This is a genomic window from Bacillus jepli, from assembly GCF_047238305.1.
Taxonomy (GTDB): Bacteria; Bacillota; Bacilli; order Bacillales; family Bacillaceae_L; genus Ferdinandcohnia.
This window is the reverse complement of the sequence record NZ_JBDFMO010000001.1, coordinates 4,187,372-4,205,365: the sequence shown is the minus strand read 5'-3', so window position 1 is coordinate 4,205,365 and position 17,994 is coordinate 4,187,372. Positions and strand designations below refer to the sequence as shown.

Annotated in this window: 16 protein-coding genes; 14 read left to right on the top strand and 2 right to left on the bottom strand. The window is 37.3% G+C overall.

Annotation, left to right across the window (positions count from 1 at the left end; genetic code table 11):
* A complete protein-coding gene (locus ABC371_RS21420; RefSeq protein WP_412898650.1) occupies positions 1-264 on the bottom strand; it encodes a hypothetical protein in 264 nt (87 codons plus the stop codon).
* Positions 265-527: 263 nt separating this feature from the next.
* Here ABC371_RS21420 and ABC371_RS21415 point away from each other — a divergent pair, with 263 nt between their 5' ends.
* The 3 genes from ABC371_RS21415 to ABC371_RS21405 all read left to right on the top strand — a co-directional run bounded on the left by ABC371_RS21415 (position 528) and on the right by ABC371_RS21405 (position 3,639).
* Positions 528-1,460: a beta-ketoacyl-ACP synthase III gene (locus ABC371_RS21415; RefSeq protein ID WP_412898649.1), complete on the top strand. Its 933-nt coding sequence runs from the start codon at positions 528-530 to the stop codon at positions 1,458-1,460.
* A gap of 79 nt (positions 1,461-1,539) precedes the next feature.
* On the top strand, positions 1,540-2,778 hold the full coding sequence (fabF, locus tag ABC371_RS21410) for a beta-ketoacyl-ACP synthase II (RefSeq protein ID WP_412898648.1): 1,239 nt from the start codon (positions 1,540-1,542) through the stop codon (positions 2,776-2,778).
* 87 nt (positions 2,779-2,865) lie between these two features.
* Positions 2,866-3,639, top strand: a complete 774-nt coding sequence (locus tag ABC371_RS21405; protein ID WP_412898647.1) for a DUF2268 domain-containing putative Zn-dependent protease — start codon at positions 2,866-2,868, stop codon at positions 3,637-3,639.
* Between the two features lie 687 nt (positions 3,640-4,326).
* On the opposite strand, the gene ABC371_RS21400 is transcribed toward ABC371_RS21405, so the two are convergent.
* Entirely contained in the window at positions 4,327-5,235 is a 909-nt protein-coding gene (locus tag ABC371_RS21400) for a nuclease-related domain-containing protein (protein ID WP_412898646.1), read from the bottom strand.
* A 298-nt stretch (positions 5,236-5,533) separates the two neighbouring features.
* Here ABC371_RS21400 and ABC371_RS21395 point away from each other — a divergent pair, with 298 nt between their 5' ends.
* From ABC371_RS21395 to ABC371_RS21345, 11 genes are all read left to right on the top strand, one after another.
* The gene (locus tag ABC371_RS21395; protein WP_412898645.1) at positions 5,534-6,547 is read left to right on the top strand and encodes an ABC transporter ATP-binding protein; all 1,014 of its coding nucleotides are present in this window, start codon (positions 5,534-5,536) and stop codon (positions 6,545-6,547) included.
* A gap of 2 nt (positions 6,548-6,549) precedes the next feature.
* Positions 6,550-7,542: an ABC transporter ATP-binding protein gene (locus ABC371_RS21390; protein ID WP_412898644.1), complete on the top strand. Its 993-nt coding sequence runs from the start codon at positions 6,550-6,552 to the stop codon at positions 7,540-7,542.
* Between the two features lie 45 nt (positions 7,543-7,587).
* Entirely contained in the window at positions 7,588-9,303 is a 1,716-nt protein-coding gene (gene opp4A, locus ABC371_RS21385) for an oligopeptide ABC transporter substrate-binding protein (RefSeq protein WP_412898643.1), read from the top strand.
* Positions 9,304-9,394: 91 nt separating this feature from the next.
* A complete protein-coding gene (opp4B, locus tag ABC371_RS21380; protein WP_412898642.1) occupies positions 9,395-10,360 on the top strand; it encodes an oligopeptide ABC transporter permease in 966 nt (321 codons plus the stop codon).
* 12 nt (positions 10,361-10,372) lie between these two features.
* Positions 10,373-11,281 (top strand): oligopeptide ABC transporter permease, encoded by a 909-nt coding sequence (opp4C, locus tag ABC371_RS21375; protein ID WP_412898641.1) that lies wholly within the window; start codon positions 10,373-10,375, stop codon positions 11,279-11,281.
* A 491-nt stretch (positions 11,282-11,772) separates the two neighbouring features.
* On the top strand, positions 11,773-12,756 hold the full coding sequence (locus ABC371_RS21370; protein ID WP_412898640.1) for an ABC transporter ATP-binding protein: 984 nt from the start codon (positions 11,773-11,775) through the stop codon (positions 12,754-12,756).
* Positions 12,753-13,775 carry an ABC transporter ATP-binding protein gene (locus ABC371_RS21365; protein WP_412898639.1) on the top strand — a complete coding sequence of 341 codons (1,023 nt, stop codon included), beginning with the start codon at positions 12,753-12,755 and terminating at the stop codon, positions 13,773-13,775. The genes ABC371_RS21370 and ABC371_RS21365 overlap by 4 nt, the downstream gene beginning before the upstream one ends.
* 114 nt (positions 13,776-13,889) lie before the next feature.
* Positions 13,890-15,566 (top strand): peptide-binding protein, encoded by a 1,677-nt coding sequence (locus ABC371_RS21360; protein WP_412898638.1) that lies wholly within the window; start codon positions 13,890-13,892, stop codon positions 15,564-15,566.
* Between the two features lie 137 nt (positions 15,567-15,703).
* Positions 15,704-16,654: an ABC transporter permease gene (locus ABC371_RS21355; protein ID WP_412898637.1), complete on the top strand. Its 951-nt coding sequence runs from the start codon at positions 15,704-15,706 to the stop codon at positions 16,652-16,654.
* Between the two features lie 15 nt (positions 16,655-16,669).
* Complete coding sequence (gene opp4C, locus ABC371_RS21350; protein WP_412898636.1) at positions 16,670-17,578, top strand: oligopeptide ABC transporter permease; 909 nt, start codon at positions 16,670-16,672, stop codon at positions 17,576-17,578.
* A 159-nt stretch (positions 17,579-17,737) separates the two neighbouring features.
* Complete coding sequence (locus ABC371_RS21345) at positions 17,738-17,956, top strand: YuzI family membrane protein (protein WP_412898635.1); 219 nt, start codon at positions 17,738-17,740, stop codon at positions 17,954-17,956.
* Positions 17,957-17,994: the final 38 nt, after the last annotated feature.

The window sequence follows — 17,994 nt, the reverse complement described above, 5'->3', positions numbered from 1 at the left end:
TTATTTTTTCCGGAAAAAATCTAAAAATGGGGAAAGGCCTTTGAACGCAGGTTTAATTTTACCAATAGAAGTCATAATATCATCTAGTTGGCCCATTAGTTGATTAAAATCTACTTCATCCGTCTTGTTTGATATCGTATTTTTTTCTGGAGCTCTGTTTTCATCTCCTCTTGTACGAGGGCCAAACATTAGACGATCAAACCGATCCACCTTGGAAGGCTCAGGTTTACTTTCTTGTTTCACCGTGGATTCTTCTTGTTTCACATCCAAATCCTCATGCTCATTACTCATTTTTATCACCAACTTACATTTTAAAATATTGTTACTTTATTCATATGTAGAACAGTAAAAAAAGAGATAGGCCTGTATCATGCATAAGACTAGGCAAACGTGGAATCTTACAAAAAATGAAACCAAATAGTTGATATCAAGAAAAAAATGAATTAAAATTAGTACCAAGTCATAAGAATTGATATTAAGAATTGAAACAAAACGTGTTTTTTCTCATAAAAAAGGGAGATGTTTATATGGGTGTAGGAATAATCGGAATCAATCGATTCGTACCAGAAAGAGTGGTAACAAACCAGGATCTTGAAAAAATACTAGATACATCAGATGAATGGATTCGAACAAGAACAGGGATAGAAGAACGTCGAATTGCAGATGATGATACAAATACATCTGATATGGCCTATGAGGCAGCGCGAAAAGCAATTGAAGATGCAGGAATCACGGCGGAAGAATTGGACATGATCATCGTAGCTACAGTTACGCCTGACCATCCATTCCCATCTGTATCATGCATGATTCAAGAGCGTCTTGGTGCAAAAAACGCTGCTGCAATGGATATTAGTGCAGCATGTGCTGGTTTTATGTACGGAATCATTACAGGAAAGCAATTCATTGAAACAGGTACCTATAAGCACGTATTAGTAGTAGGTGTTGAAAAACTTTCAAAAATCGTGGACTGGAGCGACCGAAACACAGCCGTATTATTCGGAGACGGAGCAGGTGCAGCAGTTCTTGGTGAAGTTTCAGAAGGGAGAGGAATCCTTTCGTTTGAGTTAGGTGCAGACGGTACGGGTGGTAAACATCTATACCAAGACGAACACATTATCATGAATGGTCGCGAGGTTTTCAAATTTGCCGTAAGACAAATGGGTGAATCAAGTGTAAATGTACTTGAAAAAGCTGGATTAAAACGAGAAGATGTAGATTACTTAATCCCGCACCAAGCAAACATTCGAATCATGGAAGCTTCAAGGGAAAGACTTGAGCTGCCTGTTGAGAAAATGTCTAAAACAGTGGACCAGTTCGGAAATACATCTGCAGCCTCTATCCCAATTTCAATTGTTGAGGATATCCAAGCAGGAAAAATTAAAGACGATGACGTAATAGTTATGGTAGGATTTGGTGGAGGTTTAACTTGGGGTGCTATTTGTATCAAATGGGGCCGCTAAGGAACAACTTTTACTAAGAAAACATCATTTATCGCAACACATGATAGGAATTTTTATATAGGTTGGAAGGAGAACGGGTATGCAAAACAAACGTGTAGTAGTTACTGGATTAGGCACAGTATCGCCATTAGGCAATGATGTGAAAACAACTTGGGAAAACGCAAAAAACGGAGTCTCAGGGATTGGTCAATTAACAAGAATTCAAATCGAAGGTTTACCTGCAAAGGTAGCAGCGGAATTAAAGGATTTTAATCCTGAAAATTACATGGACAAAAAGGAAGCACGTCGTATGGACCGCTTTACACAATATGCAATGGCTGCTTCTTTAATGGCTGTTGAGGATGCTAATTTAACTATCACTGATGAAATTGCTCCGCGAGTTGGTGTATGGATTGGTTCAGGTATTGGCGGAATGGAAACACATGAAGAACAGCACAAGATTTTCTTGGAAAAAGGCTATCGTCGTGTAAGCCCATTTTATGTACCAATGATGATTCCGGATATGGCAGCAGGTCAGGTATCCATTGCAATTGGAGCAAAAGGAATTAACACATGTACCGTAACTGCATGTGCAACAGGTACGAACTCAATTGGAGATGCTTTTAAAGTTATCCAACGCGGAGACGCGGACGTCATGATCACAGGTGGAACAGAAGCCCCATTAACGAATATGTCATTTGCAGGATTCGTTTCTGCAAGAGCATTATCATTAAACCCTGATCCAAAAACAGCAAGCCGTCCATTTGATAAAAATCGTGATGGATTTGTAATGGGTGAGGGCGCTGGAATTCTTGTTCTTGAAGAACTAGAACATGCATTAGCGCGTGGTGCTCATATTTACGCAGAAATCGTTGGGTATGGAGCAACTGGAGATGCCCACCATATCACAGCTCCAGCACCAGGTGGAGAAGGTGGAGCTCGCGCAATGCGCCAAGCTATTGCAGATGCAGGACTTACACCAAGCGATGTTGATTACATCAATGCTCACGGAACTAGTACTGATTACAACGATAAGTTTGAAACAGCAGCTATCAAAGAAGTTTTTGCTGATCATGCTTATAAAGTTGCAATTAGTTCAACAAAATCAATGACAGGTCATTTGCTTGGAGCAGCTGGTGGTGTAGAAGCAATCTTCTCGATTCTTGCGATTAAAGAAGGAATCATCCCACCAACGATTAATTATGAAACACCAGATCCAGAATGTGACTTAGACTATGTCCCAAATAAAGCAAGAGAGCAGGAAGTAAATGTCGCACTAAGTAACTCTCTAGGCTTCGGTGGACACAACGCAACAATTCTTTTTAAAAAATATCAATAATGTATAGATAAGAGTCAGACTCAAAAGGTCTGGCTCTTTTTTCATGAACTTGAATACAATAAAGTGTCTGTGAAAGGATGTGATGAAGTGGGAGTAATACGTACGGATCAATGGCTGAAGGAATCACAAGCAAACCCGGTCGAAGTTTGTAAAAGACTAATAAGTTTTTTTCCAAAGGGGGCTACTGCCCACGATATTTTCGAATATCTAATGATGCACGGAATGTATAGGTCAACCTCTAAAAACATAGTTGGGAGACTTCCGAAAAACGTATGGGAACTAGTCGGAAAAGAATATGCTGTCTTACAAAAAGAATGGAACGGACCAGAGGTTCCGATTTTTGTTTTCCCTGCTGACGTAGGAAACTCTAAAATCAAACGAGAATTTAACGGAAAATCTGGCCTAGCATTTAAAGACAAATTATTTCTTTTTTTCTCAGCGCATAATACACAACCTGAAATAAAAGCAGTTTTAACCCATGAATACAATCATGTATGTCGATTGAAAAAACTCAAAAAAAATGAAGCCGACTTTACCCTGTTGGATACAGTGATACTTGAGGGGATTGCAGAAAATGCGGTCCGCGAACAATGTGGAAGCGCGAATTTAGTGGGCTGGACGAAATATTACTCAGATGAAGAACTCCGAAAAATAGTCAAACAACTCATCATCCCTAATCGAAATATGAAAAGAAATGAAAGAAAACATAACGATCTCTTGTACGGTAAGCGATTTTACCCGAAAATGGCTGGGTATTGCGCGGGCTATTATCTTGTTCGAAACTATTTGGAATCGAACAAACTACGTATTAAGGACATATTTGCGATGGATTCAATGGAGTTTGTAAAGGAGTATCTGTGATTTTCTAACCGCAGGATGGGGGGCCTGGGGTTTTTTTGTGGTTAGAAAACATAGTTTTTGTGTTGGCTTCCAACGTTCTCCTAGAAAAAGTGAACTGGTGTCACTCCAGAAGTTGTGGAGAGCCCATAATCTCCTAAAAATAGGAAAGTGACGTCACTCCAGAAGTTGTGGAGTGCCCCTAATCTCCTAGAAATAGGAAAGTGACGTCACTCCAGAAGTTGTGGAGTGCCCCTAATCTCCTAGAAATAGGAAAGTGACGTCACTCCAGAAGTTGTGGAGTGCCCCCAATCTCCTAGAAACAGGAAAGTGGCGTCACTCGAGAAGGCTATGAGTGCCCCAATCTCCTAGAAACAGGAAAGTGGCGCCACTCGAGAAGGCTTGGAGCGCCCCCAACCTCCTAAAAACAGGAAAGTGACGTCACTCGAGAAGGCTATGAGCGCCCTCATTCTCCTAGAAACAGGAAAGTGGCGTCAATCCGGAAGTTGTGGAGCGCCCCTGATCTCCTAGAAACAGGAAAGTGGCGTCACCCAAGAAGGCTTGGAGCGCCCCTTGATATTCCACAAAATGGAAACCGGTGGTACTCCAAAAAGTTTGTAGGCACACACTCTTCTAGAAATATGGAACTAAAGTCATCCAAATAATTTTCAAGCACCACATTAATCAATAATATATTGAAACCAATAACAATCATTCAAAATATGAGGAATTTCCAAAACGTACATGCTTATAATTTGTTTGAAGCAATCTCCTGATTGTTTTCTTTGAATTTATTACCTTACACCATTCATAAATTGCATTTGTGGTGATTCTTTTATCCGGAAATAATAGTGAAAACTCTTTTATACTTCTTAAAATAGCAGTTTCTTTATTTTCAACGAAATTGCATTTTTCACATGTTAAGTAATGATAATCTCCACTTAACATAAAACCTTCCCCACACCCCCCACACAAAATCCCCTTCTCCAACTCATCGTAGCTATACCCTGGCAACAATGAATAAGGCGAGTCTTTAATATGCGATGCCAAAAGCTTATTTGCAAGTCCATGATGTTTTCCGATCAATTTCGACGATTGAGTATTTAGTTGGTTAAGAAAGCGATCAAGCTGAGTAGGAAAAATAATCGGTAGGTCGGGTGAAGCTTGGTAGAGGTAAAATTCAGGATTAATGAATACGAGGTGGCCTTCAACTGAAAAGTTCAAACGCTGCTGTTGAAGGAGTTGCCGAAAGAGAGAGACACTCCGAGATAGTTGAATAAGCGGGTTTTTTATCTCCTTCCCAGTTAGAAGTCGTAAACAATCTCCATCGAGAACGTAGTCCCCTTCATAATTTTTCACTTCAAAAATATGAATTTTTGGTTGAGTAATCAGGAGTGAATCAATCTGATAATGAGTATTACTGGTTTCTAAAAGCAGGTCATTAATGATGAGGCAGTCGAGGGTGAGAGAGGTCATTCGTTGATCAAACATCTTTTCTCCATCATATCCCTTTTCAAGTGAAACGATTTGATTCTCCGTTTTCTCGGAAACTTTGCGTCTGGCACGGATAAATCTTAAAAGTATCAATTCATCCGGGATAGTACGAGGTTTAATAATCAAATTAACACTTCCTTTCATTAGATTCAAGAATATTGTAAATCTTACATGCCATACATACAATTGATATTTTCAGAAAGCTGTATATACAACTTATTAGAAAATTCCAATATATTATATATTTATAATATATTAAAATAATTAGAGTTAATAGAAAACTAGTTTAAAACCCTTATTTTACAACGTTTAAACCTTTTTTCACTTCAAATATATAAAATTGTCTTGCAATTTTAACATTATAGTAATATTATTTTATTTACGAAATAAATGTGGATAATCTAGAAGAATTTGGGGTGTTTGTATGCAACAGCCAAATAATGGGGCACCTTTGCTAGAGGTAAAGGGATTAAAAACAGGTTTTAACATAGATGGAGAAATCTATCATGCAGTGGATGATGTTTCTTTTAAAGTTAATCCACGTCAAATTGTCGGAATTGTTGGTGAATCCGGCTGTGGAAAAAGTGTAATGTCAATGTCCGTTATGAAACTATTGCCTGTAGGAATCGGAGAAATTACCGACGGAGAAGTAGTTTTTCAAGGAAATAATATTGAACATCTAACAGAAACTCAAATGAATAAAATTCGTGGAAAAGACATTTCAATGATCTTCCAGGAACCAATGACAGCTCTTAATCCAGTTTTCACAATTGGGTTTCAATTAGATGAGGTTCTATTAAACCACCAAACTATTTCAAAGCAAAGAGCAAGAGAAATTAGTATTGAACTTCTAACTCAAGTGGGAATTTCTCGTCCTGATAGTATTGTAGATGAATATCCTCACCAGCTATCTGGTGGGATGAGGCAGCGTGTAATGATTGCAATGGCTATTGCATGTCAACCAAAACTATTAATCGCTGACGAGCCGACAACCGCTCTTGATGTTACAGTTCAAGCGCAAATACTCGAGCTCCTAAAAACGATTCAAGAAAAGAATGATATGTCAGTTATTTTAATTACACATGACCTTGGTGTTGTAGCCGAGATGTGTGATGAAGTAATTGTAATGTACGCAGGTAAAATTGTTGAAAGAACGGATGTTGATACACTTTTCTACAATCCAAAACATCCATATACAAAACTTTTGATGGAATCTATTCCAAAACTTCATGAGGAAGTTGAAACATTGGGTTCGATTGAAGGAATTGTACCATCCTTAAAAAATATGCCAAAAATGGGTTGCCGTTTTGCTGACCGCTGCCCAGCAGCAATGCCTGAATGTAAGACAATTACACCGGTATTAGCGGAAGTTGAAGATGGACATGATGTTTCCTGTCTATTGTATAAGAGTAGTCGACCTGTAGAAGAGGTGAAATAAGAATGGCTAATCCAACACTAGAGAAAAAAGACAATCTTATATTAGAAGTTAAAAATCTAAAAACCTACTATCCAATCAAGGGTGGGTTTATGAGAAAGACCATTGGCAATGTAAAAGCAGTTGATGGTGTTTCATTTGAAATTAAACATGGTGAAACATTAGGGCTTGTTGGTGAATCAGGATGTGGGAAATCTACAACCGGAAGAACCATTCTTCGCTTACTTGAACCAACAGAGGGTCAGATTCTTTTAGATGGTGAAGATATTACGAACCTAAAAGGGAAACGCTTGAGGGATATTAGAAAGGATTTCCAAATGGTGTTCCAAGACCCATACGCTTCACTAAATCCAATGCAGATGGTTGGCGATATCGTAGCGGAACCAATCATGAACTACACTGGAAAATCATTAAAAGCATTAAAAAATGAAGTAATAGATTTATTAAAAAGGGTTGGCCTTCCTGAGGATGCTTTTTATAAATACGCTCATGAGTTCTCCGGGGGACAACGTCAAAGAATCGGAATTGCACGTGCTTTAGCGCTTAAGCCAAAATTGATTATCGCAGATGAACCCGTTTCAGCGCTTGATGTATCGGTTCAATCGCAAGTATTAAACTTATTAAAAGAATTACAAGAAGAGTTCGGATTGACTTTTCTTTTCATTGCTCATGACTTAAGTGTTGTAAAACACATGAGTGACAGAATTGGGGTTATGTATTTAGGTGGTATTGTTGAAATTTCAGAGAAGGATGACTTATATGCTGAACCACTTCATCCATATACACAGGCATTGATTTCTGCGATTCCGGAGCCTGATCCAAGAAAGAAAAAGGAAAGAATTGTTCTTCAAGGTGATGTGCCAAGTCCAGCAAATCCACCAAGTGGTTGCCCGTTCCATCCAAGATGTCCAATGGCAATGGAGGAATGTTCAAAAGTTAAACCACAATTAAAGGAGGTGAAGCCAGGACATAAGGTGGCTTGTCATTTACATAAATAAATGGCAGAAAATTTTTTACAACATACTTAAAGGGGGAAAACCTACATGAAAAAGTCAGCATTGTGGACAATCGTACTTTTGCTAGTTATGTCATTATTCCTAGCAGCTTGCGGTGGTAACGAAGAAAAAGCTGAAAAAGAAAATGAAAATACTGGCTCAGAAACATCTGAACCAAAAGAAGGCGGAACAATCACATTAGCAGTTGACCAAGCTCCTGAAGGTGTTTTTGAATCTGCATATTATAGAAGTGTTATTGATGCACAAATTCTAGGTTTTACTGGCGGAAGTATTTATAAAGTAAATGACGACCTAGAATATGTACCAAATCTTGCTGAATGGACAATCAGCGATGACAAATTAACGTATACTTTTAAATTTAAAGAAGGCGTTAAATGGCACAATGGTGAAGAGTTAACAGCGGATGACTATGCGTTTGCTCTTGAAACAATCGCAGACCCTGATTATGATGGTTCTCGTTTCAACTATGTTGAAGGAATCAAAGGTGCTACTGAGAAAAAAGAAGGAAAAGCAGACCATGTTGAAGGTGTTAATGTAATTGATAAATACACAGTTGCAGTTACTTTTAAAGAAGTAAAAATCAACAACTTAGAAAATCTATGGTCAGATCCAATGCCTAAGAAACATTATGAAGGCGTTCCTGTAGCTGAACTTGGAGAATCTGATCAAGTTCGTCTAAACCCAGTAGGTCTTGGACCATTTAAAGTGAAAAAAGTTGTACCTGGTGAATATGTTGAATTAGAACGTTTTGATGATTATTGGGAAGGAAAACCACTTCTAGATGGAGTAGTTATCAAAGTTATTGATCCTTCATTAGCAAACGGTGCGTTCCAAAATGGCGAAATTGATATTATGAACATTGCTCCTGCTTCTGTTAAAGAATTAGAAAAAATGGATCATGTTCGCGTAGAAGAAGCTACTGGAACTGTTTACTCTTATATCGGTCTACGTTTTGGTCATCGTGACCAAGCTACACGTACGAACGTAGCAGATTTTGATAAGTTTAAATCTAAAGAATTACGTCAAGCTTTACTATATGCAATCGATCGTCAAGCAATGATTGATGGTTTCTTATCTGGTAAAGGTAAAGTATTCAACACAGTTATTCCTTCTGCTTTCTGGATGGCTGCTGATGATTCTGAACTAAACCAATATAAATTTAATCAAGATAAAGCAAAAGAACTATTAGCTACAGCTGGTTATAAGGATGTAGATGGTGACGGATTTGTAGAAGATCCAGAAGGTAAGCCATTCTCTATCAAATTTGGTCACTATGCAGGTAATGCAACATTTGAAGGTCGTTCACAAGCAATCATCCAAAGCTGGAATGATATCGGTGTGAAAACTGAATTAGCAACTGGTAGTCTAATTGAGTTCAACCTTTACAATGAAATGAAAGACAACGACGATAAAGAATTAGAAGCATTCTTCGGTTCTTGGGGAACTGGTTCTGACCCAGATCCATCTGGTCTATGGGCAAATGATGCTGAGTGGAACTATGGTCGTTGGGTAAATGAAGATAACCAAAGACTTCTTGATGAAGGTTTAAGTGAAAAAGCATTTGATAAAGAATACCGTGGTCAAGTGTATGTTGAGTGGCAAAAACTATTCAACGAAGAATTACCAGCACTTCCATTATGGGAGAACATGGACCTTTATGGAATTAATGATCGTCTACAAGGTGTACATGTAAATGCTGTTGGATTCCAAGACAATGTTCATAAGTGGTATGTAACTGACTGAACGTAGGTTGGTAGAGTTCAAAAAGTCACGATTTGTGACTTTTTGAACTTCAATTTTAAGTATGAATTTTTTAGAATAAGGAGAAATTAACATGCTCCAATACTCAATTAGAAGAATACTAGGCATGATTCCATTATTACTCCTTGCCTCAATTGTGGTTTTTTCCTTGGCGAAAATAATGCCGGGTGACCCATTTGGAGGAGAAATTGATCCATCAAATACTGATCCAAAATACATTGAAGAAATGCGAGAAAAATTGGGCTATAACGACCCAATCTATGTACAGTATTGGAGATGGGTAACTGATTTCGCTCAGGGTGATTTTGGTAAATCTACAACTCATAAAATGGATGTTTCAAAGCTAATCGCTCAAAAAATTCCAAATACCTTATTTTTAGCACTTGTATCTTTATTTTTCACGTACATTTTTTCATTCTTCATGGGAATGTATGCAGGACGAAAACCGTATAAACTTGGAGATAATCTTATTGCAAGTTATAACTATATAGGATTAGCTGTTCCGTCGTTTGTTGCGGGTATTGTGGCAATCTATTTCTTTTCCTTTCAGCTTAATTGGTTCCCATTCAGTGGATCAGTTGAAGTTGGGCTCGATGAAGGAACTTTTCAATATTATGCAAGTAAATTTCACCATGTGTTGTTACCAGCACTCGTTTTAGGATTAATGGGTACTGCTTCATACACGCAATTTTTACGAAATGATATTATCGAAAATAGTCGGAAAGACTTTGTAAGAACAGCAAGGGCAAAAGGAACAAAAGAATCAACAATCTATAATAAGCACATTTTACGTAATTCTATTATTCCGTTAGTAACATTTTTAGGATTCGATATTGCTACCTTAATAGGTGGTGCGGTTATAACTGAAACTATTTTCACATACCCAGGAATCGGACAACTTTTCTTAGAATCCGTTAATACAAGGGATTATGCTGTTATGATGACGATCACAATGTTACTTTCATTTTTAACACTTTTCGGAAATCTTATCGCAGATTTACTGTATGGAATTGTGGATCCGCGCATTCGATTGGATTAAGGAGGAGAATAAATGGAAGTAGTTACGAATACAAATGTAAATTCACCTAAAAAAGAAACAAAAAGTCTTTCTCCTTGGGCGATAGCCAGAAGGAAATTCATGAAAAACAAACTAGCCATGATAAGTTTAGTTTTTCTAATCTGTATTGTTTTGGTTGCTATTTTTGGACCCATTTTTAATAAGCAAGATATTGTTCGTGTTGATTTCATGAACATGAGGAAAGAGCCTTCAGGAGTGAACTGGCTTGGTACAGATACAAATGGGCGTGACGTATTTGCAAGGATGCTACATGGTGCGAGAACATCCTTGATGATCGGATTTTCGTGTACAATCTTTATTACTTTAATCGGAACAATTGTTGGTTCTGTTGCAGGCTATAATGGTGGGAAAATAGACCAAATGTTAATGCGTTTTACAGACTTTGTTTTAGTATTCCCATTCATGATCTTTGTCATTGTCTTAAACAGTATTCTTACTGGCAAGGTAACTGGAGCATGGACTCTAATTATTGTGATGAGCTTACTAAGCTGGGGTGGAGTTGCCCGTATTGTTCGAAGTAAAGTTTTAGCGGAAAAAGAAAATGAATATATTCTTGCTGCGAAATCGATTGGGACAAGGCCATCGAAAATCATCATTAAACATCTATTGCCAAACGTTTCTTCCACAATCATTGTACAAGCGACATTAATTTTGGCGGTTATGATTGTTGCTGAATCAGGTCTAAGTTTTTTAGGCTTTGGGGTACCAACGAATACACCAAGCTGGGGTAATATGTTAGCAGAAGCTAGGGATGCTGATGTTTTACGTAATATTACTTGGATGTGGGTTCCTCCAGCAATAGCCATTACATTAACAATTTTATCTATTAATTTCATAGGTGAAGGGTTAAAGGATGCACTAAATCCTAAATCCAACCGTTAGCAGATCTATCACAAAGTGTGATGGATCTTTTTTTGGTTAAAAGTTTTACTGATTCAACGCTTTTTTGCGATAAAGTATTATATCGAGAAAATAAAAAATCCTCTTTTTTAAAGAGATATATTACAAATGTTTCTTTTGTAAACCCGATAAAATCAATTGATTCTAGAAAAAATAATGACAATAATAAAAATTATCTTGCAATTTCGACATAGTTTTAATAGAATTTTAAATAGATTAAGAGAAAAGGGATTTTTCACTCTTTATTGTAAATTAATTCAATTTTAAAAATTGACTTGTATTTGTAATCTTTCTGTAATAAAATTTAGGTGATTCTTTTGTCAGATAATTTAGTACGTTTCTTACTTTAAAGCTTTAGTCTGGTAAAACAAGAGAACACTAGAAATTTTTGGTTGATATTTCTCTAAGTATATTATATTTTGAATAATGAGTGAACTTGTATTTAGTTCCGATAAGGAAGGTGAACCTAATTTATGGCTACATTACTAGAAGTAAAAAATCTTAAAACATATTTCTACAAAAAGAAAACAGTAATACCTGCCGTAGATGGCGTTGATTTGAAAATAAATAAAGGTGAAACCTTAGCTATAGTAGGTGAGTCTGGATCAGGTAAAAGTATTACCTCACTTTCAATTATGAAACTCGTACCTAGTCCAGCTGGAAAAATCGTTGAAGGTGAAATCATTCTTGATGGTAGAGACCTTGTTGATTTATCAGAAGCTGAAATGTGTAAGGTTCGTGGAAATGAAATATCAATGATTTTCCAAGAACCCATGACTTCTCTTAACCCAGTTCTTACTGTTGGTGAACAAATTATAGAGGTTCTGATGTATCACCAAAAAATGTCCAAAGTAGAAGCAACTAAAAAAGCAATTGAAATGTTGGAATTGGTTGGATTCTCAAGGGCGGCTGAATTAATAAATGATTACCCACATCGTCTTTCGGGTGGTATGCGTCAAAGGGTCATGATAGCGATTGCAATGAGCTGCAATCCAAAGCTTCTAATTGCGGATGAGCCTACAACTGCACTCGATGTTACAATCCAAGCTCAAATTCTTGACTTAATGAAAGATCTTAGTCGCAAATTTGATACTTCCATTCTTTTAATTACACACGATTTGGGAGTCGTGTCAGAGGTTGCTGATAATATTGTAGTTATGTATGGTGGGCAAGTTGTGGAGCAATCACCAGTAGATGAATTATTTGATGAACCATTACATCCATACACAGTTGGACTGATGAACTCAATACCTGCAATAGAAGGGGAGATTGAGCGCCTTCAATCTATCGAAGGAAACGTACCATCTCCAGAAAATATGCCAAAAGGATGCAGGTTTGCTCCGCGGTGTTCAAAAGCATTTGATCGCTGTTTTGCAGAAGCTCCTCAGTTAAAGCAAATGGGTAAGGAACGAGCAGTTCGCTGTTTCCTATATGAAGACGAGGGGGCTAAAGCATGACTACAATTAATATAGATAAGACAGTCGGAGCATCACAGGAAAATAGTGATATCATCCTTGAGCTTCAAGATGTAAAAAAGTATTTCCCCATCAAAGCTGGTCTTCTACAGCGAAATGTAGGTAATGTCAAAGCAGTTGACGGTATTAGCCTACAAATTAAAAAAGGGGAAACTATTGGACTAGTTGGGGAGTCAGGATGTGGAAAATCTACAACTGGAAGAACCATAATCAGATTGTACGAACCAACGGATGGAAAAATTATCTTTAAGGGTAAAGACATCACACATATGTCTGAAAGTGAACTTAGGAAATCAGTTAGAAGAGACATTCAAATGGTATTCCAGGATCCTTTCGCAACTCTTAATCCTAGAAAAACATTACGTTCGATCATCAAAGAACCATTAATTACACATAAGTTATACACTGCAAAAGAACGTGAAGAAAAAGTAAAAGAACTTATGGAAACAGTTGGGCTGAACGCATCATATATCAACAGATATCCACACGAATTCTCAGGAGGACAGCGTCAAAGGATTGGGATTGCAAGAGCACTCGCCTTAAATCCTGAATTGATTATCGCTGATGAACCTGTATCAGCACTTGACGTGTCGATTCAAGCACAAGTAATAAACTTAATGGAAGATCTTCAAGAAGAATTTGGCTTAACGTATATTTTTATCTCGCATGACTTAAGTGTTGTTAGACATATAAGTGATAGAGTGGGAGTTATGTATTTAGGTAGAATGATGGAATTAGCAAATAAAGAAGATTTATATGCTGAACCACTTCATCCATATACTCAAGCATTATTATCAGCGGTTCCTGTTCCTAAAAAAGTAGGAGCAATCAAAAGAGAACGAATTGTACTTAAAGGAGAGCTTCCAAGCCCTTCAAATCCACCAAGTGGTTGTGTGTTCCACACAAGATGTCCAGCAGCAACAGATATTTGCCGCCAGCTGGTGCCAGAATTTAAAGAAATTAAGCAAGGGCATTTTGTTGCATGTCACCTTTACGAGTAAAGGTGGCAGCACAGAAAATATATAGATTCTTTGAAGGGAGGAGATGCCACCTAAGAGGGATCAATCTATGCAGTAAAAACTAAAAATTCCAACAAAATGATAGGGGGAAAAAACGTGAAGTTAAGAAAAAGCTTATGGCTATTTTTAGTCCTAACACTTGTAATGTCACTTTTCTTAGCAGCTTGTTCCGGTGGCGAAAAAGCTGGTACTGACACTGAAAAAGAAGAAGAAACACCAAAAGAAGAAACACCAAAGGAAGAACCAAAAAGCAATGAACCTGTTACTGGTGGGGATTTAGTAATTGGTTCTGCTGGTAGTCCAACATTGTTTAACCCATATTTCTCAACTGATACAGCGTCAAGCGACATTGAGGGGTTAATCTATAACGCACCTGTTAAAACAAATAAAAATCTTGAAACTGAGTTAGACTTAGCTGAAAAGATTGACGTTTCAGATGATGGTTTAGTTTATACTGTTAAGTTAAGAGAAGGCGTAAAATGGCATGATGGTGAAGAAATGAATGCCGACGACTTAGTATTTGCGTACAGCATGATGAAAAATCCAGATGTAGTTTCTGAGCGTAAATCAAACTTCGAAAGCTTAGAAAAAATTGAAAAAATTGATGATTACACTGTTAAGTTTACTTTGAATAAAGTAGATGTAACTTTCTATCCAACTACATTAGGATCATATGGTCCACTACCTGAGCACATCTTAGGTGATGTTGATCCTGCTACATTACATGAAAATGAATTTAATACGAAAAATCCTATTGGTACTGGTCCATTCAAATTTGTAGAATGGAAAGATGGCGAGTATGTAAAGGTAGAAGCTAACGAAGATTACTTTGAAGGTCGTCCATACTTAGATACAATCACTACTAAGTATGTTGCAGATGCTAATGCATTAATCGCAGCATTACAAGCTGGGGAAATCGATATGTACAATGCATTCCCTGGTACAGAGATTGATACTGTAAAATCAATAGATGGTGTTAAGATTGAAGAAGATCTAGCATTATCATATACATTCCTTGCATTCAATCAACAGGATAAGAGATTCCAAGATAAAAAAGTTCGTCAAGCGTTCACTCACGCTGTAAATAAAGAAGCAATTGTAGAAAGCATTATGAATGGTGCTGGTCAACCTGCTGAAGCTCCTGATAGCCCATTAATGTGGACATACAATGACGATGTTCCAAAGTTTGGATATGACTTAGAAAAAGCAAAACAATTACTTGAAGAAGCTGGATGGAAAGATACAAACGGTAACGGAATCATTGATAAAGATGGCGAAGAAATGTCATTTACTATCAAAACAAACCAAGGTAACAAAGTCCGTGAAGACATTGCTGTAGTGTTACAACAACAATTTAAAGAAATTGGTGTTGAAGCAACACCAGAAATCGTTGAATGGTCTGCATTTATTGAAGCTATCTCTGCTCCAAACTGGGACTATGAAGGTATGATTCTTGGTTGGTCATTATCAACATTCCCTGACCAATATGATATCTTCCACTCTTCACAAAGAGAAGAAGGCTTAAACTTCGTATGGTATAAAAACGAAGAAGCTGACAAGTTAATGGAAGAAGCAAGACAAACAACTGATAGAGATCGTTATGTAGAAATCCACAAAGATCTATATCAAATTCTTGTTGAAGACCAAGCTTACACATTCTTGTATTACCCAATTGAGTACCGTGCAATGCCAGAAGAATTACAAGGTTATGAGTTCCATTCAAAAAATCAATTATTTAATGCACACAAATGGTGGTTACAAACCGCTGAATAATAAAAGACAAACATGATAGTTGCAGAGGGAAGGGTAAATTTTCCCTTCCTTCTTTTTAAATACTGAAAATAACTGGATACCTGTATCTAGATCGAACATAGAATATGAATTTATTAAAAAGTGAAGGAGAAATAGCTATGGTCTCTTATATCATCCGTCGAACATTAATGGCTATTCCCCTATTATTAGGAATTACCATCGTCTCATTTGCTATTATGCATATGGCACCGGGTGACCCGACTGCACTCATGATGGATCCTAATATTAGTCCAGCAGATAGAGAAGTGGTTATGGAGAAATATGGTTTCAATGACCCAGTCCATGTACAGTATTTCAAATGGTTAGGCAATATGCTCCAAGGTGACTTTGGAGATTCCGTTATTAATAAAGGAAGAGATGTTTCTGAATTGATTTGGAATCGATTGCCGAACACCCTGTTGTTGATGGGAGTATCTACGATATTAGCCATCGCAATTGCAGTGCCATTTGGTGTAATTTCAGCTGTACGTCCGTATTCAAAGGTAGACTATACTGTTACCGTTTCATCATTTTTAGGACTTGCTATTCCAAATTTCTGGTTTGGATTAGTGTTAATTATGGTGTTCGCAGTTCATTTACATTGGTTCCCGGCTTCAGGTACATCTACACTAAATGCTCCTTTCAGCATTTGGGATCGCATTCACCATTTAATCTTACCGGCCTTTGTTTTAGCCACAGCAGATATGGCAAGTTTAACAAGATATACTCGTTCAAGCATGATTGAGGTTGTTAATCAAGACTATATGAGGACTGCTCGGGCAAAAGGTTTTAAAGAAGGAAAGGTTATTGCAAAGCATGGGTTGCGAAATGGTCTAATTCCGGTTATTACAATCTTTGGAATTATGATCCCGAGCTTTATTGGTGGTTCAGTTATTGTTGAATCCGTGTTTGGATGGCCTGGTCTTGGTAAATTATTCGTAGATTCAGCATTCCAACGTGACTATCCGATTGTAATGGCAATAACAGTAATTTCCTCCGTCTTAGTAGTAGCAGGAAATCTTATAGCCGATATTCTGTACGCTATCTTTGATCCGAGAATCGAATACTAAAAGGGGGGAAGCAAGATGGCACAACCGAATTTAGCACATGGAAATGATATAGAATTGCAAGGTTTATCTACAAAAGCAGATACATTGACGAAAATAATGATTCGAAAGTTTTTAAAAAATAAGCTTGCAGTCATCGGTGCAATATTATTGATTCTGATTATTTTATCAGCCGTATTTGCACCACTTTTAACACCATATGAACCGGATAAACAAGACTTGTTTAAGAGACTTGCAGACCCAAGTAAGGAACACCTTTTAGGTACAGATACATTTGGTCGAGATATCTTAACACGATTATTGTATGGGGCTAGAATTTCGTTACTTGTTGGTTTCGCTTCAGTTGCAGGTGCCATCACGATTGGTACAGCTCTTGGAGCCATAGCAGGATATTTTGGTGGTATTGTTGATGCATTGGTCATGAGATTTGTAGATATCATGCTATCAATTCCACAAATTTTCTTGCTAATCACACTTGTTACACTATTTAAGCCAGGTGTAGATAAGTTAATCATTATTTTTGCCCTTACAGGGTGGATGACGACAGCCAGATTAGTACGCGGTGAGTTTTTATCCCTACGAAGTCGAGAGTTTGTATTAGCTTCAAAGACAATTGGTACAAGAAGCTTTACAATTATCTTTAGAGAAATACTACCGAATGCAATGGGACCAATTATCGTTGCAGCAACACTAGCCGTTGGGGGAGTTATCTTAGCAGAGTCTGCTCTTAGTTACCTTGGATTAGGTATTATGCCACCGACACCAAGCTGGGGCAATATGCTTCAAGGTGCACAGAGTATTACAATCATGCTTAACCAGTGGTGGGTTCCAATTGCGCCGGGGTTAATGATATTAATTACTGTACTTTGCTTTAACTTCGTCGGTGATGGTCTACGTGATGCCCTTGATCCAAAAATAAATGAGTAAAAAAAAGCCAAGATGCCATCTTGGCTTTTTCTTATGCCCAAAACAATACATTTAGCATCTTTTTCAAGCTCGTACCATAGATTATAGTAAGAAAATAGGACGAGCAGGTGATTTAATTGAGAATCCATTTTTATCACAGTCTTATTGTATGGTATACAGATGATGGTTAGGGCCTTTTTCTTTTTAGTAGGATTTGGATTAGCGGTTTGTGGAGGAATTTCTACCATTGCTTATTTAAATTTAACCACTACTGGTCTATCTTTTTTGGAATACCTACAATACATTAGTCAAAGAATTGAATGCTATCTAGTAGTAGTAGGCTTGGTGATGATTTGGATTAGTATTTATTTTCCGGCCAAACCACCAAAAAAAGAATAAACCTGTGTACGTATTTTCTAACAATACAAGAATATTTT